The organism is Luteibacter sp. HAY1-4A (assembly GCF_056755355.1).
Map to the genome: position 1 here is coordinate 17,496 of NZ_JBNDHZ010000025.1, position 24,617 is coordinate 42,112.

Genomic DNA, 24,617 nt, shown 5'->3' on the forward strand with positions numbered 1-24,617 from the left:
GACACCGACGACCGCTCGCGCCCCGGACCTGCGTCCGGAAAGGCAGCGAGCCATGAAGATCCACACCTCGCAGGCGGCCGTAGCCGCCAGGACCAACAGCATCGCCAGTGCGGACGCCTATCGTCCCGCGGACGAACTGCTGCGTGCCCTCGACTCGCGTCTCGACGGCCTGGACGAAGCCGCCATCGCGGAACGGTTGGACCGCGACGGTATCAACGAGGTGGGCCACGAGAAGCCGCCGCACTGGTCCATGCAACTGCTGCACGCCTTCCGCAGCCCGTTCATCGTGGTGCTGCTCGCACTCGCGGTGGTGCAGATATTCACCGAGCCCGGCGACTACACCGGCCCGATCATCATCGCGGCGATGGTGGGCATCAGCGTGGTGCTGTCGTTCACCCAGGAGTTCCGCTCGTCGCGCGCCGCCGAGGCGCTGAAAGCCATGGTGCGCAACACGGCTACCGTGACGCGCCGCGCCGACGACGGACATGCCGAGCGCATCGAGGTGCCGGTGGAGGAGCTCGTCGCCGGCGACATCGTGCACCTGGGCGCCGGCGACATGGTACCGGCCGATCTGCGCCTGCTCGCCGCGAAGGACCTGTTCATCAGCCAGGCAATCCTCACCGGCGAATCCATTCCGGTGGAGAAGGCCGCCCCGAACGCGACGACGGCAGCGGGGAACGCCGGCCCGCTCGACCTGCCGACGGTGTGCTACATGGGCACGAACGTGGTGTCCGGTACGGCGACGGCAGTAGTGCTCGCTACCGGACCGCGCACCTACCTCGGGTCGCTGGCCCGCACCCTGTCCGGCGAGCGTGTGCAGACGAGCTTCGACCGCGGCATCTCCTCGGTGAGCTGGCTGCTGATCCGTTTCATGGCGGTGATGGTGCCGATCGTGTTCGTGATCAACGGGATCGACAAGCACGACTGGCTCGAGGCCTTCATGTTCGGCCTCTCGGTGGCCGTCGGCCTCACGCCGGAAATGCTGCCGCTCATCGTCACCGCGAACCTCGGCAAGGGCGCCATCGCGATGTCGAAGCGCAAGGTGGTGGTGAAGCGCCTGAACGCCATCCAGAACTTCGGCGCGATGGACGTGCTCTGCACAGACAAGACCGGCACCCTCACGCTGGACAAGATCGTGCTGGAGCGCCACGTCGACCTCGCCGGCGACGACAGCGACGAAGCGCTGGAATACGGCTACCTCAACAGCCGTTTCCAGACCGGCCTGCGCAACCTGATGGACAAGGCGGTGCTGGCCCACCGCGACCTGGAGCCTTCCGCGGGGCGCTACCGCATCGTCGACGAGATTCCGTTCGACTTCCAGCGCCGCCGCATGTCGGTGGTGGTGACGGACGGGCAGGGCGAGCAGCTCCTGGTCTGCAAGGGCGCCGTCGAGGAAATGCTGGCGATCTGCACGCAGGCACGCACCGGCGACGTGGTCGAGCCGATGACGGAGGAAAAGCGCCTCGCGATCCGTGCCATGACCAGTCGCCTGAACGAGGACGGCCTGCGCGTGCTGATCGTGGCGATCCGGCGCGATCCGTCCAGCGACCGCGCCTACGGCGTCGCCGACGAATCCGGCCTCACCGCCGTGGGATGCCTGGCCTTCCTCGATCCGCCGAAGGATTCCGCGGCGACGGCCATTCGCGCGCTGCACCACCACGGCGTGGCGGTGAAGGTGATCACCGGCGACAACGAAGCGGTGACGCGCAAGATCTGCACCGAGGTGGGCCTGGGCGTGGAAGCGTCCGCGCTGGGCCGTGACATCGAGCAGCTCGACGACGCAGCGCTGGACGCCATGGTGGAGCACACCACCGTGTTTGCGAAAATGTCGCCCGTGCAGAAGGCGCGGGTGGTGAAGTCGTTGCAGCGGCTTGGCCATACCGTGGGTTTCCTCGGTGACGGCATCAACGATGCGCCGGCGCTGCGCGATGCCGACGTCGGCATCTCGGTGGATACGGCCACGGATATCGCCAAGGAGTCGGCGGACATCATCCTGTTGGAGAAGAACCTGACGGTGCTCGAAGAAGGCGTGGTGGAAGGCCGCGTCACCTTTGGCAACATCATGAAGTACATCAAGATGACCGCCAGCTCCAACTTCGGCAACGTGTTCAGCGTGCTGGTGGCCAGTGCCTTCCTCCCGTTCCTGCCGATGCTGCCGTTGCAGATCCTGGTGCAGAACCTGCTGTACGACCTGTCGCAGCTGTCGATTCCCTTCGACCGCATGGACGAGGAATACCTGCGCCAGCCGCGCAAGTGGGACGCAGGCGACATCGGTCGCTTCATGGTCTGGATCGGGCCCGTAAGCTCCGTGTTCGACATCACCACGTTCTGGCTCATGTGGCATTACTTCGGGGCGAACGACGTGGCGCACCAGTCGCTGTTCCAGTCCGGCTGGTTCATCGAAGGACTGCTTTCGCAGACCCTCGTGGTGCACATGATCCGCACACGGCGCGTTCCCTTCCTGCGCAGCATGGCGTCGGCGCCGGTGTTGGCGCTGACCGGCGCGATCATGATCGTCGGCATGCTCATTCCGTACTCCGGCCTGGGGGCCCGCATCGGCATGCAGCCGCTGCCGGGCATCTACTTCGCCTGGCTTGCGCTCACCCTGGTGAGCTACTGCGCACTCACGCAGCTGGTGAAGACGCTTTACATCCGCCGCTACGGCCGCTGGCTATAGCGCGTAACGCTACGCGTCGACGCGGGCGTCTTGGGACAGACGCGGTGCCGCTGGCGAGAGTTCCATACGTGCTCCCCACACGGAGACACGTCCATGCGCTACGCCATCCTCGTCCTCGCTTCGTCCGTCGCTCCCGCCGCCTGCTTTGCGCAAGCGGCGGGAGAAGTGCCCGCGCGCTATGTCGATGCCATCGACTGGCCCACGAAGGAAGCGGGCCTGCAGAAGTTCGCCCTGGCCGAGGAGATGCTCGCCATGAGTTTCGACAGGCTCTGCAACGACACGTTCTGCGAAGGCCCGTATGCGAACCTGCGCCCCATGCAGATGACATGTTCGGTGGACACGGGCAACGGCACGTTGAAGCGCTGCCTATGGATATTTGCCGGCAGCGACACATCGGTGGATCCGTCGACCGGTGCCGTGCGCGTGTCCGCCAAATTCTATAGGTGCAACCTGCGGCTGGCGCGTAACACGCCGGTGGATGCGTTTTACGAAGTGATGCACGGCGGGCACCTGCTCAGCGAAAAGATGCCGATGACACGCCACACGGTGTATGACAGCCTCGTCGGATGCCTGCCATGATGCAACGGACTACAAAAGACCGTGGGCCGCGTCGGGCAGACCGGCTCGAGCGTTGAGGGTTTCATACCTGCTCCCCCAACTGGAGCAACACGCATGATCCGAAAGACTCTCGCCGCCAGCTTTTTCGCCGTCACCGCGGCCGGCTTCGCAAGCGCTGCTTTCGCAGCCGAACCCGTGGCGGATCGCTACGTCGACGCCGCCAACTGGCCGGCCCACGAAGCCGGCATCGACCGCTTCGCGAATGCCGAGGCGAAGCTCGTCGCGGGCTTCGACCGCATCTGTGGCGACACGTTCTGCGAAGGCGAATACGCCAACCTCCGCCCGATGGAACTGCGCTGTTCGGTCGATGCCACGAAGTCCACGCTGAAGCAGTGCCTCTGGACCTTCTCCGGAAGCAGTTCCAGCGTGAACGGGAAAACCGGCGCGGTGAGCACCAATGCGCGGTTGTTCAAGTGCAAGCTCATGCTCGCCAAGAACACGCCGATCGAGGCGTTCTACGAGATGATCGACGGCGAAGACCCGCTGGACGCGAAGCTCCCGATGTCCCGTCATTCCGTGTACGACAGCATCAACAGCTGCCTGTACTGATACTGGGCCGGGCCTTCCGTGCACGGGGGCCCGGCCTTCGGGTAGCTTTCAGGAGCGGGCCAGCCCGAGCGGGCCCGCTGCCATGGACGCTACTGGCGCCGGTGCCTTGCTTGCCTCCGACGGCGTCACGGCCACGACCACCCGGTCGCGGCCCGCCGACTTGCCCTCGTAGAGCGCTTCGTCGGCAACCACGAGCAGACGATCCAGATCGGCGCCATGGCGCCGCGTGCAGGCCATGCCGAAACTCGCCGTGACGCGTGCGCTCGACGGGCCCCCCGCCGGCGGCGATGCGATGGCGGCGCGAATAAGTTCGGCGCGCTTCGCGCCCTCCACTTCATCGGCGCCTGGCAACAGGATTCCGAACTCCTCACCGCCAAGCCGGCCGAAGACGTCGTCCTGCAGCAGGTGGTCTCGACATTCGGCCACAACGCGCAAGAGCACCCAGTCGCCCTCCGAGTGACCGTACGTGTCGTTCACCAGCTTGAAGTGGTCGAGGTCGAACAGGATCAGGCACGACGGCTTGCCGGCTTTCTGGCAGGCGAGCAGCGACTGTTGCGCCTGGTCCACGAAGTGCTGGCGATTGGAGATGCCGGTGAGGCTGTCGCGGCGCGCCATGCGCATGAAGCGCAGCTGGGCGCGCTTCGTTCTTATCAGCCACAGCGCAATGCCCGCGGCGATGGTCAGCAGCAGCACGATGTACAGGCGGCTCGTTTCGATGGAGCGCCTGTCCACCTCGCGCTGCAGGTGCAGGATCTGGTTCTGCCGGTCGAGCGCGTCTGCCTCCATGCGGCTGGAGACGACCTGTTGTTTCACCATCTGATAGGCGAGGGCGCGCGCGCTCACGTCATCGAGATAACCCTTGTCCGCCTGCATGTATCGTTCGAGCCATTGCGTCGCGGCTTGGTAATCGCCGCGCTGCCGCGCGATGAGGTACAGGGTGCGCAGTGCGGCCGCGAAGGGTTCCGAATAGTCGCCGCCCGGTGCGCTTTTCACCGCGGCGTTGGCGTACTTGCCCGCGGCGTCTATGTTTTCCGCGTCCCAGTAAGCCTGTGCCAGCAGCGATTCGACTTGCGAGGTCAGGCTGGGATAGCTGTCGTTGAGTACTTCCGCGTAATGCTTTTCCAATACCTCGATGGCGTCCTTCGGACGTCCACTGCGTATAGCCGTATCGGCGACATCGGCGCGCAAGGCGTTGGCGATGAGGTTCTCGCCGGCCGCTTCGCAATCCGCGATGCCCCGCCCGTAGCGCCTGTCGTTTCCATCGATGCGCTTGCCGCGGAACAGCGCATGGAGCTTTATGAAAGTGCCCTTGCAGGCGCTGTCGCCGGCCGGCGTGCTCTGGATCATGCGATCCGCGTAGTCGGCGGCCAGGTCGTACTGGCCCGCCGTGGCCAGCATCTGCGCGGCTTCTCCCAGGCCCTGCAGCCGGGCCTGCGGATCCGTGACCCCCGGAAGCATATCGGTGAGTTCCGTCAGCCGGGAGAACGCCTCCTGGTAACGGTGCGCGATACCGAGGATGTTGATCAGCGTGGCCGTGGCGCGGAACCGCAGCACCTTGTCTGGCGAACTGCCGGCGACCGTCTCCAGCAAGGGCGTGGCGGCATCGTAATCGCCGGCGTACGCCACCTGCCACGCTTCGAGATAGCGAAGGTGGGCCAACTGTTTTTCGGTCAGGTGCGCCGAGCCGTCGCCCAGGCGGGTCAGCGTTGCCAGGAATTTCGGATGGTCGGCCGTCTTGTTCGCGTCGGCCCAGGCGAGGGCGGCCGACGCGTCCTCGCCGCTTCGCAGCTGCGCGACAGCCGTGCCGGCCTGGCCGGCGAGGGCAAGCAGCACGACCGCCACGCGGCAACCATGCGCAAGGCGGCCTGCGATGCCCATCGCACGGGACTCCTTACGCCTTGCGCTGCGCGAAGCGGATCGATGCTTCGTCTTCCTCGGGCTCCTGTTCCTGCTTTTCCGGCTGCTCTTCGAGCTGGATGCCGTAGAACTTGCCCGGCGCGAGCCTGACGCGCAGCGAGGTATCGTCGCCGGCGAGGATGGCGGCAGCCAGTTCGGCATCGACCGAAGCGGCGGTCAGTTCCTTGGCGAGCTGGTCCGGGTTTGCGGTGCGCAAGGCCGAGCTGGCGCCCATGCGCTCGAGAAAATCGATAACGTTCGACATCTGTGTCCCCTGGTTTGGTGGCGCCGTACACCTCCCCGGTGGCCGCACGCCTTTCGATCATAGCGCGACCGGAACGCCAGCCGGTTAAGAGGTTTCGTTCAGGTTTCGGCATCCAACGCGGCCAGGCGCCTGCGAACCTCGGGGTCGGGCTGCAGGGGGCGGCATGGCGGCACCGCCAGCGTATCCGCCATGCCAAGGGGCACCCCGGGCAGGGCAGCAAGCGTCACGCGATCGATCCGTGCTTCCTGGAAGGGAAGGGTGGCCGCCCGGTACACCACCACTTCGTGCTCAGGCGCATAGTGCCGGGACAGCACGTCGACAAGCACGGCTATGCGGCGCGCATCGGTTTCGAACCGTCCACCGCTGAGGTCGCCGGCGATGCCGACCTGCCAGAGGATCAGCCACGCGGACGGATCGACCGCGCGGCGGTTGAGCATGAACTGCGTGGCCTCGAAGTGCTGGCAGCCGACCCGGCCCGGATCGACGCCCAGGTCGGCGTACAGGCAATCCTCGGAAGACACCCCCGGTTCCATGCGCGCGGCATAACCCTCTTCGCGCGCGCGTGCGACCGCCTCGTGCGGCGCCTGGGCGAAGACACCCGGATGGCCGTAGAACACGCCGCAGACCCGGCGTCCGGCACGGACCTCGGCGAGCATGGCATCCACCATCTCGCGGTACGTGGCCTGGCGCGGCTTGCCGTCGGCGTAGAAGGCCTGCAGGCTGCGCACGTCGCCATGCATTCGTCGCACCCATTGTTCCACCAAGCCGTCGGAGACGCCGACGAAGACCACGTCGGCCGACTCGATATGGCTGCGCGCCAACGGCGTGAGGTGGGAGCCGAGGGTCATCCCGACGCCCACACAAGTGAGCGAGCCACGCACCGCGTCCGTCATTGTCATACCCCCGCGATTCCCTCCCGGGATCTTACCGGTTCGCGGAGAGACGGACGCATTGCCCGGAAAACGCCACGATCCGCGCCTTGGCGTGTCCCCAGGAGGGCCGAACATCGCGCCACCGACAGGGGAGGACACCGATGCGCAGGACACCAGGACTGGACACGCTCCGCGCCATCGCGATCGTGTGGGTGATGCTGTTCCACAGCGTCTACGTCGGTGGGCTCGGCGACGGGTTCGGTGCCCTCGAGCGATCGGGATGGATGGGCGTGGACCTGTTCTTCGTGCTCAGCGGTTACCTGATCGGTTCGCAAGTGATGAAGTCGCTGCGCGACACGGGCCGCATCGGCGTCGCCGATTTCTATCGACGACGCGTCGTGCGCATCCTGCCGGCGTTCTTCGTCGTGTTCGCGATCTATGCCCTGGCGCCGGACTGGCGCGAAACACCCGGCATGCAGCCGTTGTGGCAATTCCCGACCTTCACCTTCAACCTCCTGTTCGACAACAGCGACAACTACGCCTTCTCGCACGTGTGGTCGCTATGCGTCGAAGAGCATTTCTACCTTGCGTTCCCGTTCCTTGCCTTTGTCCTCATGCGGCGTCCTTCGGCATGGACGTTTGCCGCCGTGTGCGCCGTCGTGGTCGTCGGCGGCATGCTGCTGCGGGCCTGGCTGTGGACGCACGCCGTCGCTCCTGTCCGGGCGAGCGGCGGCAACGATGGGCTGGCATACCTACGGCATCTCTATTACCCGACGTGGTCGCGCCTCGATGGCCTGATGGCCGGCATCGTCCTCGCGGCATGCCGGGTGTACCGGCCGGCGGCGATGGCATGGATGCAGGCACGCGCGGCCGCCGTGCTGGCGATCGGATCGATCCTGCTGGTCGCGTCGCTCGTGCTGTTCGACGGAGCGCGCACGGCATTCTGGCCGTGCGTGATCGGCTACCCGCTGCTCTCGCTGGCGATGGCCGCGTTCGTGGTGGCGGGCAGCGGCGGTACCTGGCTGACGCGGCTCGACATTCCCGGTGCCGGCTGGCTGGCGCGTGCCTCTTACAGCCTCTATCTCAGCCATAAGCTCGTCTTCGCCCTGGTGGAAAGACATCTGGACGGCTATCTGCTGGACCACCGCTACCTGCGTTTCGGCATCTTCGCCGCAGCGACCCTCGCCGGGGGTGCGCTGCTGCACTACACCGTGGAGCGCACGTTCCTGCGGTGGCGTGACCGCCGCGCCCCCGCTTCGGCTACACTGTCGCCGCCCAAGGTGATCCAAGGCGTCAGCGCCGCGGATTGAAACGGGAATCCGGTGACGCGCGCGGTCTCCATGCCGCCGCCATTCCGGAGCTGCCCCCGCAACGGTAGGCGAGCAAGAGGTCGGCATCCAGCCACTGTGCCCATGGGCATGGGAAGGCGCCGTCCGGCAGGCAATCCCTGCGCTCGCAAGCCCGGAGACCGGCCTCGAGGTACACCGGACAGGCGGAGGGCCATGTCGTGGGTGGCCGTCGCCTCTCGCCGCCGGCATCCCGCGTTTCCCTGCACCCGTCCCTCGCCATTCATGCCGCGCGGGTTGGCGCGGTCAGCAGGGAGTCACCACGTGTCGTTTCGTTCTTCCATCCTCGCGGTCGCCATCGCGACGGTTTTCCTCGTGCCGGCCGTGTCGTTCGCGGACGCCACTTCCACCGACATGGATTCGGTAGTGGTTACCGCCAGCCGCACGGAGCAGTCCCTGAACCAGGTACTTGCCGCCTCGACGGTGATCGACCGCGCCGAGATCGAGCGCCTGCAGCCGCGCTCGCTGGCCGACCTGCTGGGCCGCACGCCCGGCGTCTCGATCGCCAACAACGGCGGCCCCGGCAAGGCCACCTCCGTGTTCATGCGCGGCACCGAAGCCGACCACGTACTCGTGCTGGTCGATGGCGTGAAGGTAGGTTCGGCAACGTCCGGGACCGCCGCTTTCCAGGACATCCCCGTCGACCAGATCGAGCGCATCGAGATCGTGCGCGGTCCGTACTCCAGCCTGTACGGCTCCGATGCACTCGGTGGCGTCATCCAGATCTTCACGCGTCACCCGCAAGGCGCCTTCGTGCCGAACTTCTCCGTAGGTGTGGGCAGTTACGACACCTTGCGCGGTTCCGCAGGTTTCGCGGGCCGTGGTACACAGGGCTGGTATTCGGTGGAAGCCAGCCACGACCAGACCGACGGCATCAATGCCTGTCGCGGCAAACCCAGTCCACGTGGCGGCGGTTGCTTCACGTACGAACCGGACAAGGACGGCTACCGCAACAACGCGTTGTCCCTGAAGGGCGGCTGGCGCTTCGACGAGCAATGGGACGCCGACGCGAGCGCCACGCGCACCGAAGGCCGCAATCATTACGACGGCACCAGCAGCAACTTCGCCGAATCGGCAACGCAGGTACTCGGCGGGCGGGTGCGTTACAAGCCGGCACAGGATGTGGTGGTCACAGCCAACCTGGGTCGCAGCGAAGATCTCTCCACGGATTACGAAGACGGCACCTACGCCGATACCTTCAACACGCACCGCGATGTCGCCTCGGTCCAGGCGGACATCGGCCGCGTGTCCGGTGGCGCCGGGCTCACCACGTTGGGCTTCGACTGGCAGCGTGACCGCGTGGTCGGCAATACCGACTACCTCGTCGACGCGCGCCGCAACCACGCGCTGTTCGCGCAGTGGCAGGGCGAATTCGGCGACAGCTCCGTGCAAGGCAGCCTGCGTCGCGACGAGAACAGCCAGTTCGGCGGCAAGACCACCGGCAGCCTCCAGTACGGCTACGCGCTGACGAAGACCCTCCGCGTAACCGGCAGCTACGGCACGGCATTCAAGGCACCCACGTTCAACGACCTGTATTACCCCGAGTACGGCAATCCGGAACTTGGCCCCGAGACCTCGCGCAACTGGGAACTCGGGCTGCGCGGCACGCCGGGCTGGGGCAGCTGGTCGGTCAATGCTTTCCAGAACAAGATCGACAACCTGATCGTCTTCGATTCGAGCCTCAGCGGCCCGCTTTTCCCTTTTGGCGGTGCGAACAACATCGCGCAATCGCGCATCCGTGGCGTCGAACTGGCGGGGGATACGACGCTGGGCGACTGGCGCCTGTCGGGCAACGCCACATGGCTGCAACCGGAGGACGAGAGCGACGGCCCGACGCACGGCAACCTGCTTCCGCGCCGCGCGCGCCGCACGGCGCACATCGATGTGGACCGCAGTTTCGGTCCTTTGAGTCTCGGTGCGAGCGTGTCGGGCTTCAGCTATCGCTACGACGACACCGCGAATGCGAATCGCCTCGGCGGTTACGCCCTCACCGACCTGCGCGCCGCCTATGCCTTCGCGGATGCCTGGAAGGTGGAGCTGTCGGCGAACAACGTGTTCGACCGCCACTACGAGACCGCCCGCTACTTCAACCAGCCCGGCCGCAACTGGCTGCTGACGCTGCGCTACCAGCCGCGTTCCTGATCCGCCCACCCTGGGAGATTCCGCCATGAAACCTCTGTCCCGCCCGATGTTCACCGCCGTCGCCGCGATCTTCGCCATGATCATGATCGCGACCCGTTTCAACCACTTCGGCGATGCCCTGCACCTGCCGGATGCCTCCATGGCGCTGTTCTTCCTCGGCGGTATTTATCTGCGCAAGCACCTGGCCTTCCTTGGCTTCGTCGTCCTTGCGGTGCTGATCGACTGGTATTCGGTGAGCTATGCAGGGGTGAGCGACTTCTGCATCACGATCGCGTATTCGTTCCTGCCTCTCGCCTATGCCGTGCTCTGGTACGCCGGACGCTTGCTTGCGCCGCGCTATGACGGAAGCCTCGCATCGCATGTCTTGGTGTTCGCCGGATTGCTGGTGAGTGCCACGCTGTCGTACGCGGTGTCGAACGGTGCTTTCTATTGGCTGGGCGGGCGTTACACGGATCCCAACGTGACGCAATACGTGCAACGCTTCGCCCAGTGGGCGCCGTTGTTCGTCCGTGCCGCGGCGGGCTATGTCCTCGTTGCGCAGGTGGTCCAGGCTCTGGTGTTCCGTTTCGCGCCTCGTGCAGACGATCGGACCGCGCGGGCATGACCGGCACCACGCCGTGGCAGGATATGGACGAGGACGCGCGTCATCGCGACCGCATGCGCCGCAAGAAGGAGTTGATCGACCGCCGCATCGCGCGGGCCACGATCGATCGCGGCGTACTGGTCGTGAATACCGGCAACGGCAAGGGCAAGAGTTCGTCGGGCTTCGGTATGCTGGCGCGGTCGCTCGGTCACGGCTTCCGCTGCGGCGTGGTGCAGTTCATCAAGGGCAGTTTCTCCACCGGCGAGGAGGCGTTTTTCCGCATGTTCGAGGACGGTCCGCTGGACTACCACGTGATGGGCGAGGGCTATACCTGGGAAACCCAGGACAAGGCGCGCGACATCGAAGCGGCCATGGCCGCGTGGCGGCAGGCGGAGCGCATGCTGGGGGATGCGTCATATGACTTCGTGCTGCTCGACGAACTGAATATCGCCCTCGTGAAAAACTACATACCGCTCGACCGTGTGCTGCATGCGCTCGCCACGCGACCCGAACGACAGCACGTGGTGGTCACCGGCCGCGGCGCGCCCGATGCCCTCGTCGAGGCGGCCGATACGGTTACCGAGATGCGCGTGGTCAAGCACGCCTACCAGGCGGGCATTCGTGCACAGAAGGGCGTGGAGCTGTGATCCGCCATTGCCCCGCGCTGCTCGTTTCCGCTCCCGCCTCGGGGCAGGGCAAGACGAGTGTCACAGCGGCGCTGGCACGCGCGCATTCGCGACAGGGACGCCGCGTCCGCGTGTTCAAGACGGGTCCCGATTTCCTCGATCCGATGGTCCTCGAGCGTGCGAGCGGTGCACCGGTGTACCAGCTCGATCCCTGGATGGGCGGCCAGGATGACGTGCGCCTCAGGCTGTATGAGGCCGCCGGCGAAGCGGACCTCATCCTGGTCGAGGGCGTCATGGGCCTGTTCGACGGATCGCCGTCGAGTGCCGATCTCGCGGTCACGCACGGCCTTCCGGTGCTGGCCGTGATCGATGGCAGCGCCATGGCGCAGACCTTCGGCGCGCTCGCCTATGGGCTCGCCGGCTATCGCACGGATGTGTCGCTGAGCGGAGTCCTCGCCAATCGCGTTGGCAGCACGTATCACGCCGGCCTGCTCCGCGACAGCCTGCCCCCGGGCATCGACTGGTATGGGGCGCTGCCGCGCGATACCGCCATGGCGTTGCCGGAACGGTACCTCGGCCTGGTCGCGGCGGGCGAACTGGTAGATATCGACGCTCGCCTGGACGCACTTGCGAATGCGTGGATCGCGCAAGGCGTGAGGGTGCTTCCGCCGGCCGTGGCGTTCGCCGCACCGCCGGTCGCGACGTCCCAGCGCCTGCTTGAAGGAGTACGCATCGCCATAGCACGCGATGCGGCGTTCGCCTTCATCTATCCGGCCAACCTCGACACTCTGCGCGCGGCTGGCGCGTCGCTGGCGTTCTTCTCGCCGGTCGCCGGTGAGTCCTTGCCTGCATGCGATGCCGTGTGGCTGCCAGGCGGCTATCCTGAACTGCACATCGGCGCACTCGAGAACGGCCAGGGGCTGCGCCGCGACCTGCACGCGCATGTCGCGGCCGGGAAACCCTTGCTAGCCGAATGCGGCGGTTTGCTCTATGCGCTGGACAGCCTGGCCGATCGCGACGGCCGCCAGGGCGCGATGGCCGGTCTGCTGCCGGGCAACGCGAAGATGCAACCGCGCATGGCCGCGCTAGGCATGCAGGAAGTACGGCTTCCCGAAGGCACACTGCGGGGCCACTCTTTCCACTACGCAAAAGCCGACGTGCATGCCGAGCCCCTGGCCGTGGCCACGAATCCGCACGGCGGACCCACGGCGGAAAGCGTGTATCGGCGCGGTCGCATGACGGCGAGCTTCGTGCACTTCTACTTTCCATCGAACGCAGACGCCGCCTCGCGCCTCTTCCTGCCATGACGATAGCGCTGGGAATGCTCGCGGCGCTCTTGCTGGACGCGATCCTGGGCGAACCGCGCCGTTACCACCCGCTGATCGGATTCGGTCGTTTCGCCATTGCGCTGGAACAACGGCTTTACGCCGATGCGCGCGGTGCCGGTGTCCTTGCATGGGGTGTGGCCGTACTCGTTCCCGTGACGTTGTTCTGCCTGCTGCGCTCTGCATTGCCCGCGGCCGCGGTCTTTGCGATCGACGTACTGGCGGCCTATTTCGCCCTCGGCCGGCGCAGCCTCGGCGATCATGCGCGGCCGGTGGCGCAAGCGCTGGCCGATGGTGACCTCGATGCCGCGCGGTGTGCGGTGGGTCGTATGGTGAGTCGCGATACCGAAGCGCTCGATGTCACGAAGGTCGCCGCCGCCGCGACGGAATCCGTGCTCGAAAACGGACACGATGCGGTATTCGGCGCGTTGTTCTGGTTCGCGCTGCTGGGCGGCCCCGGCGTGCTGCTTTTTCGGCTGGCCAACACTTTGGATGCGATGTGGGGTTACCGCACGCCACGCTATGAGCGCTTCGGTTGGGCGGCCGCGCGCGCGGACGATGTGCTCGGTTATGTGCCGGCGCGTCTTACGGCATTCACCTATGCGTGCATGGGCCACTTCACGACAGGCATTCGTTGCTGGCGCAAGCAGGCACCATCGTGGGACAGCCCCAATGCCGGCCCGGTGATGGCGGCGGGCGCGGGTGCGCTCGACGTGCGGCTGGGTGGCGCCGCGCCGTACCACGGCCGGTGGGAAGCACGGCCCGACCTTGGCGAAGGCGATCCACCCGATGGAAACGATATCGTGCGGGCGCTAAGGCTCGTGGACCGCGGCGTCGTTGCGTGGGTTGCGGTTGCGGCTGCGATCGCCGGCGGAGTGGCGGCCCATGCTTGAGCACGGCGGTCGGCTCGGCCGCGCGGTTCGCGAATATGGCATCCCGCGCGAGGCATGGCTGGATCTCTCCACCGGAGTGAGCCCGCATGCGTGGCCCGTGCCGTCGATCCCCGCCTCGGCCTGGCATCGCTTGCCGGAAGACGACGATGCCCTGGCCGAATCGGCACGCGCCTACTACGGCGCGCGACATGTCTTGCCCGTCGCCGGTTCGCAGGCGGCCCTTGCCGCGCTGCCGCGCCTGCGGGGGCGATCGCGCGTGGCAGTGGTCGAGCCGGGATACGCCGAACATGCACACGCATGGCGGCTGGCAGGGCATGACGTGACGACGTTGCCGATGGACGGCCTGCTGGCTCGCGTGGACGAATTCGATGTCGTGGTGCTGATCCGTCCGAACAACCCGACGGGTGACTCCGCGGACATTGCATCCCTCCTGGCACTGCAAGCCCCCATCGCCGCTGAAGCGGCTCCCACAGAAAGGCCGTGGCTCGTCGTGGACGAGGCGTTCATCGACGTGCGGCCGGAGCAGAGTCTCGCACCCCACGTGTGCGACGGAATCATCGTGCTGCGTTCGGTCGGAAAGTTCTTCGGGCTGGCCGGCGCGCGGGCCGGCTTCGTCGTCGCGTGGCCCGGTTTGCTCGACGCATTGGCGGAAACGCTTGGGCCCTGGACGCTGACGGGTCCCACACGCCATGTCGTGGCGCAGGCGCTGTCCGACCACGCGTGGCATGCGTCGGCGCGCGCGTGGCTGTGCGAGGCTTCGTCGCGACTGGCGAAACTCCTGACGAAGCATGGCCTGTCGCCTGCCGGTGGCTGCGAGTTCTTCCATTACTGCGTGCATGCCGAGGCACGCGCGCTGCAGCGCGCACTGGCCGAGCAGGCTATCCTCGTACGCCACTTCGATTACCCGCAAGCCCTTCGCTTCGGCCTGCCTGGCGATGACGCCGCCTTCTCGCGCCTCGACCGCGCCCTCGCGGAGGTGCTGGGATGAGCGCGCGCGTCGTCATGGTTCAGGGCTGTACCTCGGACGCCGGCAAGAGCACCGTCGTGGCCGCTCTCTGCCGGTGGCTGCGCCGCCGTGGCGTGGCCGTCGCTCCGTTCAAGCCGCAGAACATGGCGCTCAATTCCGCCGTGACCGTCGACGGCGGCGAAATCGGCCGCGCGCAGGCCGTGCAGGCGCACGCGGCGGGCGTCGCCCCGCACACCGATTTCAATCCCGTGCTGTTGAAGCCCAACAGCGACACGGGCGCGCAAGTGATCGTGCATGGCCACGCGGTAGGGAACATGGATGCCGTGGGCTACCACGCGTACAAGCGCGTGGCGATGGACGCCGTGCTGGCCTCACACGCCCGCCTGGTCGAGCGGTATGACGCCGTCGTGGTCGAGGGCGCGGGCAGCCCCGCGGAAATCAACCTGCGCGACCGCGACATCGCCAACATGGGTTATGCGGAGGCGGTCGACTGTCCGGTGATCCTCGTCGCCGACATCGATCGCGGCGGTGTTTTCGCTCACCTGGTCGGCACGCTGGCCCTGCTGTCGGAGAGCGAGAGGGCGCGGATCGTCGGCTTCGTCGTCAATCGCTTCCGCGGCGACATCGCGCTGCTGCAGCCGGGACTCGACTGGCTCGAACGGGAGACCGGGAAGCCGGTACTCGGCGTGCTTCCCTACCTGCACGGACTGGTGCTCGAGGCGGAGGATGCGCTGCCACGGTCCCGCGAAGCGAAAGAAGGCGCGCGCCTGCGCGTGGCCGTCCCGGCGCTGCCGCGCATCAGCAATCACACCGACCTCGACGCGCTGCGCCTGCATCCGGATGTGGACTGTCTGTTCGTTGGCCCCGGAGAGACGTTTCCCGCCTGCGACCTCGTGGTGCTGCCGGGTTCCAAGTCGACGCGCGCGGATCTCGCATGGCTTCGCGCCCAAGGCTGGGACAAGGCGATCCTTCGCCACGTTCGTTACGGCGGCAGGGTGATAGGCATCTGTGGCGGCATGCAGATGCTCGGCCGCGCCGTGCACGATCCCGAGGGCATCGAAGGCGCTGCCGGTTCGGAGGAAGGCCTGGGCCTGCTCGAGCTTGAGACGACGCTGGCGCCGACGAAACAACTGCGCAACGTCCGAGGCCGCCTTGCATCCGGTGGGGCGGAGGTCTCCGGTTACGAAATCCATTGCGGCGTGAGCACCGGGACGGGCATGGGTTGCCCTGCGGTGCAACTGGACGACGGCCGCAGCGACGGCGCGCGGTCCGAGGACGGCCGCGTGCTCGGCACGTACCTGCACGGCCTCTTCGACCGACCGGAAGCGCTTGCAGCCCTGCTCGGCGAAGCCGGCCTCGACCGCGCGGCACCGCTGGACATCCACGCCCTGCGCGAGGCCACCCTCGATCGTCTCGCCGACACCGTCGACGCCCATATGGACACCGCGATGCTCGCCACGCTCTTCGGACTGTCGGCATGCTGAGCCTGATCCTCGGCGGCGCACGCTCGGGAAAAAGCGCCCTGGCCGAACGTCTCGCCATCGAGAGCGGCCGTGACGTGCTCTACATCGCCACCGCGCAGGCGCTCGACGGCGAGATGGACGCGCGCATCGCGCACCACCGATCGCGCCGTCCGGTGGCATGGGGCCTTGTCGAAGAACCGCTCGCGCTCGCCGACACGCTGATCCGCCACGCGCGCGACGATTGCTTCCTCCTTGTCGATTGCCTCACCTTGTGGCTTTCCAATCTCCTCGGCATGCGGGAGTCATCGCGCTTCGACGCGGAGCGCGACGCGCTGCTGAGTGCGATCGCGACGCTTCCCGGCGAGATCTGCTTCGTAAGCAACGAAGTCGGCCTCGGCATCACGCCGCTGGGCGAACTCACGCGCCGCTTCGTCGACGAAGCGGGACGTCTCCACCAAGCCCTCGCGCAGCGGTGCGACCGCGTCGTGTTCGTCGCCGCGGGCTTGCCCCTCACCCTCAAAGGAACGCTTCCATGAACGACTGGCTCGCGGCGCCTTGCCGCGTACCGGACCAGGCCGCCGCCGATGCCGCCGCGGCACGGCAGGGAACGCTCACTAAGCCGCCGGGCTCCCTCGGCAGGCTCGAGACGCTGGCGATCCAGCTCGCTGGCCTGCAAGGCAGCGTGCGGCCATGGGCCACGCGAGTGCGCATCGCCGTGTTCGCGGCAGACCATGGCGTGGCGGCGGAAGGCATCTCGGCATTCCCGCAGGCGGTAACGGGCGAGATGCTGCGCAACTTCGCGGGAGGCGGTGCGGCGATCGCCGTCCTTGCGCGCGAACTGCAAGCCACGCTCGAGGTGGTGAACCTCGGCACGGTGAACGATCCGGGCGAGATACCTGGGGTACGCCGCCATGTCGTCGCCGCTTCCACCGCCAACTTCTGCATCGAACCTGCGATGACCGAGGTGCAACTCGATGCCGCATTGGCCGCGGGTGTCGCAAGCGTCGCCGATGCGGTCGCCGCGGGTACGGACATCTACATCGGCGGCGAAATGGGCATCGGCAATACGACCGCCGCCGCCGCGCTTGCGTGTGCGCTGCTCGGCGAGGCGCCGGAGGCCTTGAGCGGGGCGGGTACGGGTCTCGATGCCGATGGCATTGCGCACAAGTCGCGCGTGATTGCCCGGGCCCTGGAGCAGCATGTGGACGCCGCCACACCGCGCGAACGGCTGCGCCGGTTGGGTGGATTCGAGATCGCGGCTCTCGTTGGTGCGTTCGTCGCCGCCGCGCAGCGCGGCTTGCCGGTCGTCGTCGACGGCTTCATTGCCAGCGTGGCGGCTCTCGCCGCGGTGGCGCTGCGTCCCGACGCGCGACCATGGCTGATCTTCGCGCACCGCTCGCACGAGCGTGGCCATGCGCGCGTGCTCGAGGCATTGGCGGCCGAGCCCCTGCTCGACCTGCAGCTACGCCTCGGGGAAGCCAGTGGCGCGGCAATGGCGGTTCCGCTGCTGCGGCTCGCCTGCGCCCTGCACGGTTCGATGGCGACGTTTGCCGAAGCGGGAGTGTCCCAAGCATGAGCATCCACCTGTTGCGGCATGGTGACACGGCCCAGCGCAGCTATCGCGGACAACTGGACGATCCGCTGTCGGAACTCGGCTGGCGGCAGTTGCGCGATGCGGTGGAAGGGACGACATGGGACCGCGTGGTGTCGTCGTCGCTTTCGCGTTGCGCGGCTTTCGCGACGGAGTTGTCGGAACGGCGCGGCCTGCCGTTGCGCGTGGATACCCGACTCGTCGAATACCATTTCGGCGTATGGCAAGGCGTGCCCATCGAGACCATCGCGGAACGCGACGGCGAGGCACTGGGGCATTTCTGGCGTGACCCGGTCGCCTGTCCACCGCCGGGCGGCGAAACGTTCGCGGCGTTTCGCGCACGGCTCTCGGAAGCGCTCGACGACATTGCCCTGGAAGCGGCGACGGCGCGCGTGCTGGTCGTGACGCACGGTGGCGCAATCCGCCTGCTGCGCTGCGTCGCCGAAGGGCGCGATTTCGGCGACATGGCGGGCATCGACGTGCCGCATGCCTCGCTGCATCCGCTCGCATGGCGGTCCGTCGCCACCGCGCCTGAAGCGTCGGCCACGTAATGCGGGGCCTCGCCATCGCCTTCGGTTTCCTGACGCGCCTCCCGGTCCCCCGGATCGAAACCCTGCCGGGTACGCTGGCCGGTTCGCTCAAGTGGTACCCCCTGGTGGGTCTCGTGCTTGGCATGCTGTTGGTGGGAGCCGCAACACTGCTGTCGGGCGTGCTTCACGCGCTTCCGGCGGCGGCCGTCGTGCTCGTTGCCTGGGTCGCCCTGACCGGCGCGCTGCATCTCGACGGCCTGGCCGACAGCGCAGACGCCTGGATCGGCGGCCTCGGCGATCGTGCACGCACGCTGGCGATCATGAAGGACCCGCGCAGCGGACCGGCCGGCGTCGTCTCGCTCGTGCTGGTGTTGCTGCTGAAGTTCTCGGCACTCGCGACGCTGGCCGATCCGTGGCTGCTGTTGTTGCCGCCGTTGCTGGGCCGTACCGCGATCGTCGCGTGGTTCCTGACGACGCCTTACGTGCGCGCCGGCGGTCTCGGCGATCCCTTGCGAGGCGCGCCCGCGGCCGGCTGCCGTGTGGCGATCGTGCTGGCCGCGTCGACGTCGCTCATTTTCGGCGCGGCCGGCATCTTTGCACTCGCCGCCGCCGTCGCCATGGGCTGGCTATGGCGACGTGCCGTCGTGCGCAGGCTCGGAGGCTTTACCGGCGACACGGCCGGCGCCCTGGTCGAACTCGTGGAAGCCGCTACCCTGATCGTCCTCGTCTCGCGGCAATGACCGAAAGCGCCATCGGCCATCCTGCCGATGGGCACGCGTGCGGGACAGGCGTACATTCCAACGTTCCGCGGGCACGCGACGCCCATCAAACGGAGTCTGGCATGACCGGTTTCCTGCGCATCCTCGCCGTATCGCTACTCGTGGCATCTGCCGCCCAGGCCCAGGAGATGCACGACCATGGCGTCCCCGAGAAGCTGGGCGACGTGTCGTTTCCCATCACCTGCGCACCCTCGGTGCAGAAGCCCTTCGATCGCGGCGTCGCCCTCCTGCACTCCTTCGCCTATGCCGCGGCCGGCCAAGCCTTCGAGGACGTCGTGGCGAAGGATCCGGCATGCGCCATGGGTCATTGGGGCATCGCGATGGTTTTCTTCCATCCGGTGTGGTCGCCCGCTCTTCCGCCGGAAACCTTCGCTCGCGGACAGGCGGAAGCCAAGACGGCGGCGCGCCTGGCGGCGAATGCGTCGCCGCGCGAGCGGGCATACATCCAGGCGCTCGGACAGCTCTATGCAGGCGGCAACGTCAAGGCCGCGCAGCGCACGCTCGCCTACGAACAGGCGATGGCCGGTGTCGCGCGCCACAATCCCAAGGACGTCGAGGCGCAGGTGTTCTACGCGGTGGCCCTGCTGTCCAACGCTTCGATGACCGACAAGACGCACGCGAAGCAGAAGCAGGCCATCGCCATTCTCGACCCGCTGTTCCGCGCGCATCCCGATCATCCCGGCATCGCGCACTACCTGATTCATGCCTGTGACAGCGCCGAGCTGGCGCAACGCGGTCTGCCAGCGGCGAGAAAATACGCGGGCATCGCGCCGTCGGCGCCGCATGCGTTGCACATGCCGTCGCACATCTTCACCCGGCTCGGACTGTGGGACGATTCGATCCGGTCCAACCTTGCTTCGAAGAAGGCTGCGCACGAGCGAGGCGACACCATGGGCCAGGTGCACGCCATGGATTACCTCGTTTACGCCTATATGCAGACCGGCCGCGACCGTGAGGCGCGAGAAGTCATCGGCGAACTGAAGACCATGCGCGGCCTGGACATGGACGACTTCGGGGTCGCCTATCCGGTGACCGCCATGCCGATTCGCGAAGTGGTCGAGCAAGGGCGATGGAACGAAGCGGCAGAGATAGCACCACCCACGGGCGCTCCGTCGTCCGTCGTCGCCATTGCGGTATGGGCCAAGGGGATCGGCCTCGCGCGCACCGGCCATCCCGACGAGGCCCGCTCCCAGGCAACCCGCCTCGACCAGATCGAGGCCCAACTCAAGACATCGGGCGACGACTACTGGTCAGTACAGACCGGCGTCCTCGCCTCCGAGGTGAAGGCATGGGCCGCGCAAGCCAGCGGCGACGCCTCGGCGGCTGTGGCCCTGATGACCGACGCCGCCGAGCGGGAAGACAGGGTCGAGAAACGTCCGGTAACGCCGGGACCTATCGTCCCGGCGCGCGAACAACTCGGCGAACTGCTGCTGGCGCAGAAGCTGCCGGGGCCGGCGCTTGCGGCGTTCAAGAGCGCGCTCACCCAGTCCCCCGGCCGCGCCGGTGGCCTGCGCGGTGAGAAAGCGGCGGAGGCCGTACGGTAGCGGAGGGTGGGCGCTTACGCGCCTACTTCGCGCATCCACGCATCCATGCCGCCTTCGACATTGAACAGCTGCGTGAAGCCGTGCGCCGCGAAACGCTCGGCCGCGGCGCGGCTGGAGGCGCCGACGTTGCAGATGAAGGCGATGGGCGTGTCCTTCGGCAACTGGGCCAGGGCCTCGTAGCCTTCGTTCTCCAGGATGCGCGCACCGTCGATGGGTGCGACCACCGCGCGGTGGTGTGCCTGGCGCGTGTCGACCAGCACCACATCACCGGCATCGAGCTTGGCCTTCAACTCGTGCACGCTCAGCGAGCCGATCTCGACGGCACCGGGGAACTTGAGGCTGAGGCCTTCGCCCTGCACGGTGGAAACCCAGTCGATGACGATGCCCTTGGCGCGCGCCGCGCTGCCCGGGTCGAAATGCACTTCGATGCCGCTTGCGACGGTCACGATGTCGTGGTCGCCGGCGGGAGCGAGCTGGAAACCCGCGCTGTGGTCCGGGCCGATCTCCAGGTGCAGTGCCATGCCCTGCGCGTTCGCCATGCCGCCGCGGATGGCCTCGGCGGCCTTCTCGGTGATGGTGATTTCCGGCGGAGTGCGGTCCGGCGCCGGGGCGCCGAACAGGGTGTAGAGCTCACCGCTGGTGTACATCTGGCGGATGATGTCCGAGCCGCCCACGAGTTCGCCCTTCACATAGAGCTGCGGAATGGTGGGCCACTGGCCAAATTCCTTGATGCCCTCGCGGATCTCGGGATCTTCCAGCACGTTCACCGTGTGGTAGGTGGGAACCACGTCGTTCAGGGTGTTGATCGCCGCGGCGGAGAATCCGCACATCGGCTGCTGGCGCGTGCCCTTCATGAACAGCACGACGTCGTGCTGGCCGAGCAGGGCTTCAATGCGCTCGCGGGTAGGTGTATCGAGGGCCATGGGGTTCACCGCGGGAGGGAAAGGGGCCATTTTACCGGCATCCCTCGCACATGGGCCCGTTCCCCCGGGATTCAACCGGGCACGGGCACCCGGGCGCCCCGCAGTCCCGACAGGTCGGCCCGGCAGTCGGCCAGCGGGGCGAAGCCCAGCACGGCCTCGGGCGAGGGCAGCACAGTCTCCCGGCTGGCGCGTCCCAGGGGCGTCACGCGGTCGGTCCAATGGATGAGTTCCATGGCGCCTGTGAAGTCCTCGACGAGCGCGGTGCAATGCTCCACCCAGTCGCCGTCGTTCAGGTACAGGATGCCGTCCATCGGCCGCACGTGGCCGAAGTGAATGTGCCCGCAGATGTGACCGTCCAGCCCGCGCTCGACCGCGTCGCGGGCCACGCGCTGCTCGTAGTCGCGGATGTACGCCAACGCGGCGCCCACATGGGACTTCAGGATGATCGACAGCGGCAGGTAGGGCAGCTCCAGGCGCGAGCGCACGGCATGCACGCGGCGGTTGGCCCAGCAGATGAAGCGGTGCAGGGTGTCGCCCAGCCAGGCGATCCAGCGCCGGCCCACGTGTTCGGGGTCGAACTCGTCGCCGTGGCTCACCCGGTAGCGGCGGCCGTCCGCGCCCTCGTGGATGGCGTCCAGTTCAACCCGGACGCCCGCGATACTGGAGCCGACGAGGCCGCGCATCTGGCAATCGTGGTTGCCGGGGATGTAGACCACTTCGACACCGCGTGCCGCCATCGCGACGAATTCCGCGAGAACGGCGGTGTGGTCCGGATGCCACCAGTGACGTTTGGCGAGCGCTTCCAGGTCGACGATGTCGCCGACGAGGTAAAGCCGCTCGCAATCGACGCTGCGAAGGAAGTCGAGGAGGTATGCAGCCTTGCAATCGGGCGTGCCGAGGTGCACGTCGGAGATGAAGGCGCTGCGGCAGGTGAGCTTCGCCATGGCGTCGGTTCCCGGGGTTGTCCCGGGTCGTCAGTGTCGGGACGCGAGGTAACCGCGTCATGGCGCGCGCATTGCAAAGATATTGCGAAGCCGCCCTGTAGGAGCCGCTATAGCGGCGAGGGTTTTGCCTCGGGCTAACTAGCGGCTACACCGCTTCGTGGGCTTCTCGCCGCTATAGCGGCTCCTACGGGAGCGTGGACAGCGCGGCCTCGGCTTCGGGCAGGATGGTATCCGTCCAGTTGGCATACTGCGCGGCAGAGGGATGAAGCCCGTCGTCCACCAGCATCCCGGGCTTCGCGCCGGCTTCGCGCGAGGCCGGCGTCACGTCCGCCCAGCGCGCTCGCATGCGCAGGGTTTCGTCGTGGGCGACCGCGTTGAACGCGTCGATGTCGCGGGCGATCGCTGTCCGGTCGCGGCCTTCCGCGAAGGCCGTGACGCCCCAGTCGGGAATGGAGACGACCACCACGCGCTGCGGACCGCCGGCAAGCGCCACGGCGCGGTGGAGCAGGGCGACGAACTGCTCGCGGTACTCCGCCGCCGATCGCCCGCGATACTGGTTGTTCACACCGATCAGCAGGGTGACGAGGTCGTAGCGGGGAAGCAGCGCGGCGGCATCCATCGCCGCCGAGAGTTCGTCGGTGGTCCAGCCGGTGGTGGCGACGATCGACGGCGTTTCCACGGCGACGCCGTGCTGGCGCAGCCGCGCCGCGAGTTGCATGGGCCAGCGGCCTTCTTCCGCCACGCCTTCGCCGATGGTGTACGAGTCGCCCAGGGCAAGGAACGTCGCCGCCATGGATCAGGCGACCGCGCTGGCGGCAGGAGCCGTTTCCGCGGCCATGCGGCCGAGCACGCGATCGATACGGACGAACACTTCCCTGAGCTGCGCGGGCTCCGGCAGCAGCGTAAGGCGCAGGTGCCGGCTGGCGGACAGGTTGAAGCTGGTGCCGGGAACGAGCAGCACGCTTTCCTCCTCCAGCAGGCGCAGCGCGAAGGCGGTGTCGTCGAACTGCGCGATGGCGTCCGCCCGCACCTGCGGGAACGCGTAGATGGCACCGCCCGGCGCCACCACGTCGAGGAACGGACTTGCCGCCACGCCTTCCAGTACGATACGGCGGGCTTCATGCAGGCGGCCGCCGGGTGCCGTGAGTTCGCCGATGGTCGGCTTGTCGAGCAGGGCGGGGCGCACGGCCCACTGTGCGGTGACGTTCGCGCACAGGCGCAGCGCGGCAAGCAGCTGCAACGCGTCGCGGTATTCGGCGGTGCGTGCGGGGTCGCCGGAAAGGCTCATCCAGCCCACGCGATAACCGCAGGCCCTGTGCACCTTGGACAAGCCGCCGAAGCTTACGCACGGATGGTCGCCGGCGACGGCGGCAAGCGGCTGGAACGGAGCGCCGTCGTAGAGGATCTCGTCGTAGATCTCGTCGCAGAGCAGCAACAGGCCGTGCCGGCGCGCGACCTCCACGATGCGTTCCAGGAGCGCCGCCGGATAGACGGCACCGGTGGGATTGTTCGGATTGATGAGCACGAGGGCGCGCGTGCGCGGTCCGACGAGGGCGTCGATTTCATCGGGATCGGGAAGGTGGCCGTTCGCCGCGGGGCAGCGGTAGTAGCGCGGGCTGCCGTCGTTGAGGATCGTCGCCGCGCTCCACAGGGGGTAGTCAGGGCTGGGGAGCAGCACTTCGTCGCCCGGCTGGAGCAAGGCGCGCAGCGAGATGTCGATCAGCTCGCTGACGCCATTGCCGATGAAAACGCGCTCGGCGTCCACGTGGCTGGCCCCACGCGCGCGCTGCTGGGCCACGATGGCTTCGCGGGCTTCTTCCAGGCCTTGTTCGTGGCCGTAAGCCTCGCTGTCGATCAGGTGCGCGCCGATGGCCTCGCGCAGGTGCGGCGGCGTGGTGAAGCCGTAACGGCCGGGATTGCCGATGTTGAGCTTGATGATGGGCTGGCCGGCCGCTTCCATGTCGCGTGCGCGGCGGGTGAGCGCCCCGCGGATTTCGTAGCGCACTTCCGCGAGATGCGCGCTGGGCTTGATCGGTGACACGTCGTGCATCCACTGGCTGCGCCGGGCCCTTCCCGGCGTTCGT

Annotated in this window: 22 protein-coding genes, 1 pseudogene and 1 riboswitch; of the genes and pseudogenes, 16 read left to right on the forward strand and 7 right to left on the reverse strand. The window is 67.4% G+C overall.

Features of this window, described 5'->3' with window-relative positions; genetic code table 11:
• The first annotated feature begins 52 nt into the window (after positions 1–52).
• The 3 genes from mgtA to ACPYOD_RS10275 all read left to right on the forward strand — a co-directional run bounded on the left by mgtA (position 53) and on the right by ACPYOD_RS10275 (position 3,844).
• Positions 53–2,677: a magnesium-translocating P-type ATPase gene (mgtA, locus tag ACPYOD_RS10265; protein ID WP_481301642.1), complete on the forward strand. Its 2,625-nt coding sequence runs from the start codon at positions 53–55 to the stop codon at positions 2,675–2,677.
• Between the two features lie 93 nt (positions 2,678–2,770).
• Complete coding sequence (locus ACPYOD_RS10270) at positions 2,771–3,256, forward strand: hypothetical protein (RefSeq protein WP_481301643.1); 486 nt, start codon at positions 2,771–2,773, stop codon at positions 3,254–3,256.
• 93 nt (positions 3,257–3,349) lie between these two features.
• Positions 3,350–3,844, forward strand: coding sequence for a hypothetical protein (locus ACPYOD_RS10275; protein ID WP_481301644.1), 495 nt, complete (start codon positions 3,350–3,352; stop codon positions 3,842–3,844).
• Positions 3,845–3,892: 48 nt separating this feature from the next.
• Here ACPYOD_RS10275 and ACPYOD_RS10280 read toward each other — a convergent pair whose 3' ends face one another.
• The 3 genes from ACPYOD_RS10280 to ACPYOD_RS10290 form a co-directional block, all read right to left on the reverse strand.
• On the reverse strand, positions 3,893–5,722 hold the full coding sequence (locus ACPYOD_RS10280; RefSeq protein WP_481301645.1) for a tetratricopeptide repeat-containing diguanylate cyclase: 1,830 nt from the start codon (positions 5,720–5,722) through the stop codon (positions 3,893–3,895).
• Between the two features lie 13 nt (positions 5,723–5,735).
• The gene (locus ACPYOD_RS10285) at positions 5,736–6,005 is read right to left on the reverse strand and encodes a hypothetical protein (RefSeq protein WP_481301646.1); all 270 of its coding nucleotides are present in this window, start codon (positions 6,003–6,005) and stop codon (positions 5,736–5,738) included.
• A 98-nt stretch (positions 6,006–6,103) separates the two neighbouring features.
• A complete protein-coding gene (locus ACPYOD_RS10290; protein WP_481301647.1) occupies positions 6,104–6,904 on the reverse strand; it encodes an SAM-dependent methyltransferase in 801 nt (266 codons plus the stop codon).
• Between the two features lie 134 nt (positions 6,905–7,038).
• Here ACPYOD_RS10290 and ACPYOD_RS10295 point away from each other — a divergent pair.
• From ACPYOD_RS10295 to ACPYOD_RS10355, 13 genes and pseudogenes are all read left to right on the forward strand, one after another.
• A pseudogene (locus ACPYOD_RS10295) lies at positions 7,039–8,115 on the forward strand (acyltransferase family protein); the annotation flags it as partial.
• 23 nt (positions 8,116–8,138) lie between these two features.
• Positions 8,139–8,368: riboswitch (cobalamin riboswitch) on the forward strand.
• Between the two features lie 80 nt (positions 8,369–8,448).
• Positions 8,449–10,365, forward strand: a complete 1,917-nt coding sequence (gene btuB, locus ACPYOD_RS10300; RefSeq protein ID WP_481301684.1) for a TonB-dependent vitamin B12 receptor — start codon at positions 8,449–8,451, stop codon at positions 10,363–10,365.
• Between the two features lie 25 nt (positions 10,366–10,390).
• Positions 10,391–10,969 carry a hypothetical protein gene (locus tag ACPYOD_RS10305; RefSeq protein WP_481301648.1) on the forward strand — a complete coding sequence of 193 codons (579 nt, stop codon included), beginning with the start codon at positions 10,391–10,393 and terminating at the stop codon, positions 10,967–10,969.
• Positions 10,966–11,595, forward strand: coding sequence for a cob(I)yrinic acid a,c-diamide adenosyltransferase (gene cobO, locus ACPYOD_RS10310; RefSeq protein ID WP_481301649.1), 630 nt, complete (start codon positions 10,966–10,968; stop codon positions 11,593–11,595). The genes ACPYOD_RS10305 and cobO overlap by 4 nt, the downstream gene beginning before the upstream one ends.
• Positions 11,592–12,881 carry a cobyrinic acid a,c-diamide synthase CobB gene (locus ACPYOD_RS10315; protein ID WP_481301650.1) on the forward strand — a complete coding sequence of 430 codons (1,290 nt, stop codon included), beginning with the start codon at positions 11,592–11,594 and terminating at the stop codon, positions 12,879–12,881. Before cobO ends, ACPYOD_RS10315 begins: the two co-directional genes overlap by 4 nt.
• 14 nt (positions 12,882–12,895) lie before the next feature.
• Positions 12,896–13,792: an adenosylcobinamide-phosphate synthase CbiB gene (gene cbiB / locus ACPYOD_RS10320; protein ID WP_481301651.1), complete on the forward strand. Its 897-nt coding sequence runs from the start codon at positions 12,896–12,898 to the stop codon at positions 13,790–13,792.
• Positions 13,785–14,780 (forward strand): threonine-phosphate decarboxylase CobD, encoded by a 996-nt coding sequence (gene cobD / locus ACPYOD_RS10325; protein ID WP_481301652.1) that lies wholly within the window; start codon positions 13,785–13,787, stop codon positions 14,778–14,780. Before cbiB ends, cobD begins: the two co-directional genes overlap by 8 nt.
• Positions 14,777–16,243: a cobyric acid synthase gene (locus ACPYOD_RS10330; RefSeq protein WP_481301653.1), complete on the forward strand. Its 1,467-nt coding sequence runs from the start codon at positions 14,777–14,779 to the stop codon at positions 16,241–16,243. Before cobD ends, ACPYOD_RS10330 begins: the two co-directional genes overlap by 4 nt.
• A complete protein-coding gene (gene cobU / locus ACPYOD_RS10335; protein WP_481301654.1) occupies positions 16,237–16,758 on the forward strand; it encodes a bifunctional adenosylcobinamide kinase/adenosylcobinamide-phosphate guanylyltransferase in 522 nt (173 codons plus the stop codon). Before ACPYOD_RS10330 ends, cobU begins: the two co-directional genes overlap by 7 nt.
• Positions 16,755–17,798 carry a nicotinate-nucleotide--dimethylbenzimidazole phosphoribosyltransferase gene (gene cobT / locus ACPYOD_RS10340; protein WP_481301655.1) on the forward strand — a complete coding sequence of 348 codons (1,044 nt, stop codon included), beginning with the start codon at positions 16,755–16,757 and terminating at the stop codon, positions 17,796–17,798. Before cobU ends, cobT begins: the two co-directional genes overlap by 4 nt.
• On the forward strand, positions 17,795–18,364 hold the full coding sequence (locus ACPYOD_RS10345) for a histidine phosphatase family protein (protein WP_481301656.1): 570 nt from the start codon (positions 17,795–17,797) through the stop codon (positions 18,362–18,364). Before cobT ends, ACPYOD_RS10345 begins: the two co-directional genes overlap by 4 nt.
• On the forward strand, positions 18,364–19,083 hold the full coding sequence (locus tag ACPYOD_RS10350; protein WP_481301657.1) for an adenosylcobinamide-GDP ribazoletransferase: 720 nt from the start codon (positions 18,364–18,366) through the stop codon (positions 19,081–19,083). The genes ACPYOD_RS10345 and ACPYOD_RS10350 overlap by 1 nt, the downstream gene beginning before the upstream one ends.
• 101 nt (positions 19,084–19,184) lie before the next feature.
• Positions 19,185–20,666, forward strand: a complete 1,482-nt coding sequence (locus ACPYOD_RS10355) for a tetratricopeptide repeat protein (RefSeq protein ID WP_481301658.1) — start codon at positions 19,185–19,187, stop codon at positions 20,664–20,666.
• A 14-nt stretch (positions 20,667–20,680) separates the two neighbouring features.
• Here the strand turns inward: ACPYOD_RS10355 and grxD are convergent, their stop codons facing one another.
• The 4 genes from grxD to ACPYOD_RS10375 form a co-directional block, all read right to left on the reverse strand.
• Positions 20,681–21,589 carry a Grx4 family monothiol glutaredoxin gene (gene grxD, locus ACPYOD_RS10360; protein WP_481301685.1) on the reverse strand — a complete coding sequence of 303 codons (909 nt, stop codon included), beginning with the start codon at positions 21,587–21,589 and terminating at the stop codon, positions 20,681–20,683.
• A 71-nt stretch (positions 21,590–21,660) separates the two neighbouring features.
• Positions 21,661–22,533, reverse strand: coding sequence for a UDP-2,3-diacylglucosamine diphosphatase (locus ACPYOD_RS10365; protein ID WP_481301659.1), 873 nt, complete (start codon positions 22,531–22,533; stop codon positions 21,661–21,663).
• A 184-nt stretch (positions 22,534–22,717) separates the two neighbouring features.
• On the reverse strand, positions 22,718–23,326 hold the full coding sequence (locus ACPYOD_RS10370) for an SGNH/GDSL hydrolase family protein (protein WP_481301660.1): 609 nt from the start codon (positions 23,324–23,326) through the stop codon (positions 22,718–22,720).
• Positions 23,327–23,329: 3 nt separating this feature from the next.
• Complete coding sequence (locus ACPYOD_RS10375) at positions 23,330–24,583, reverse strand: aminotransferase class I/II-fold pyridoxal phosphate-dependent enzyme (protein ID WP_481301661.1); 1,254 nt, start codon at positions 24,581–24,583, stop codon at positions 23,330–23,332.
• Between the last annotated feature and the right edge of the window lie 34 nt (positions 24,584–24,617).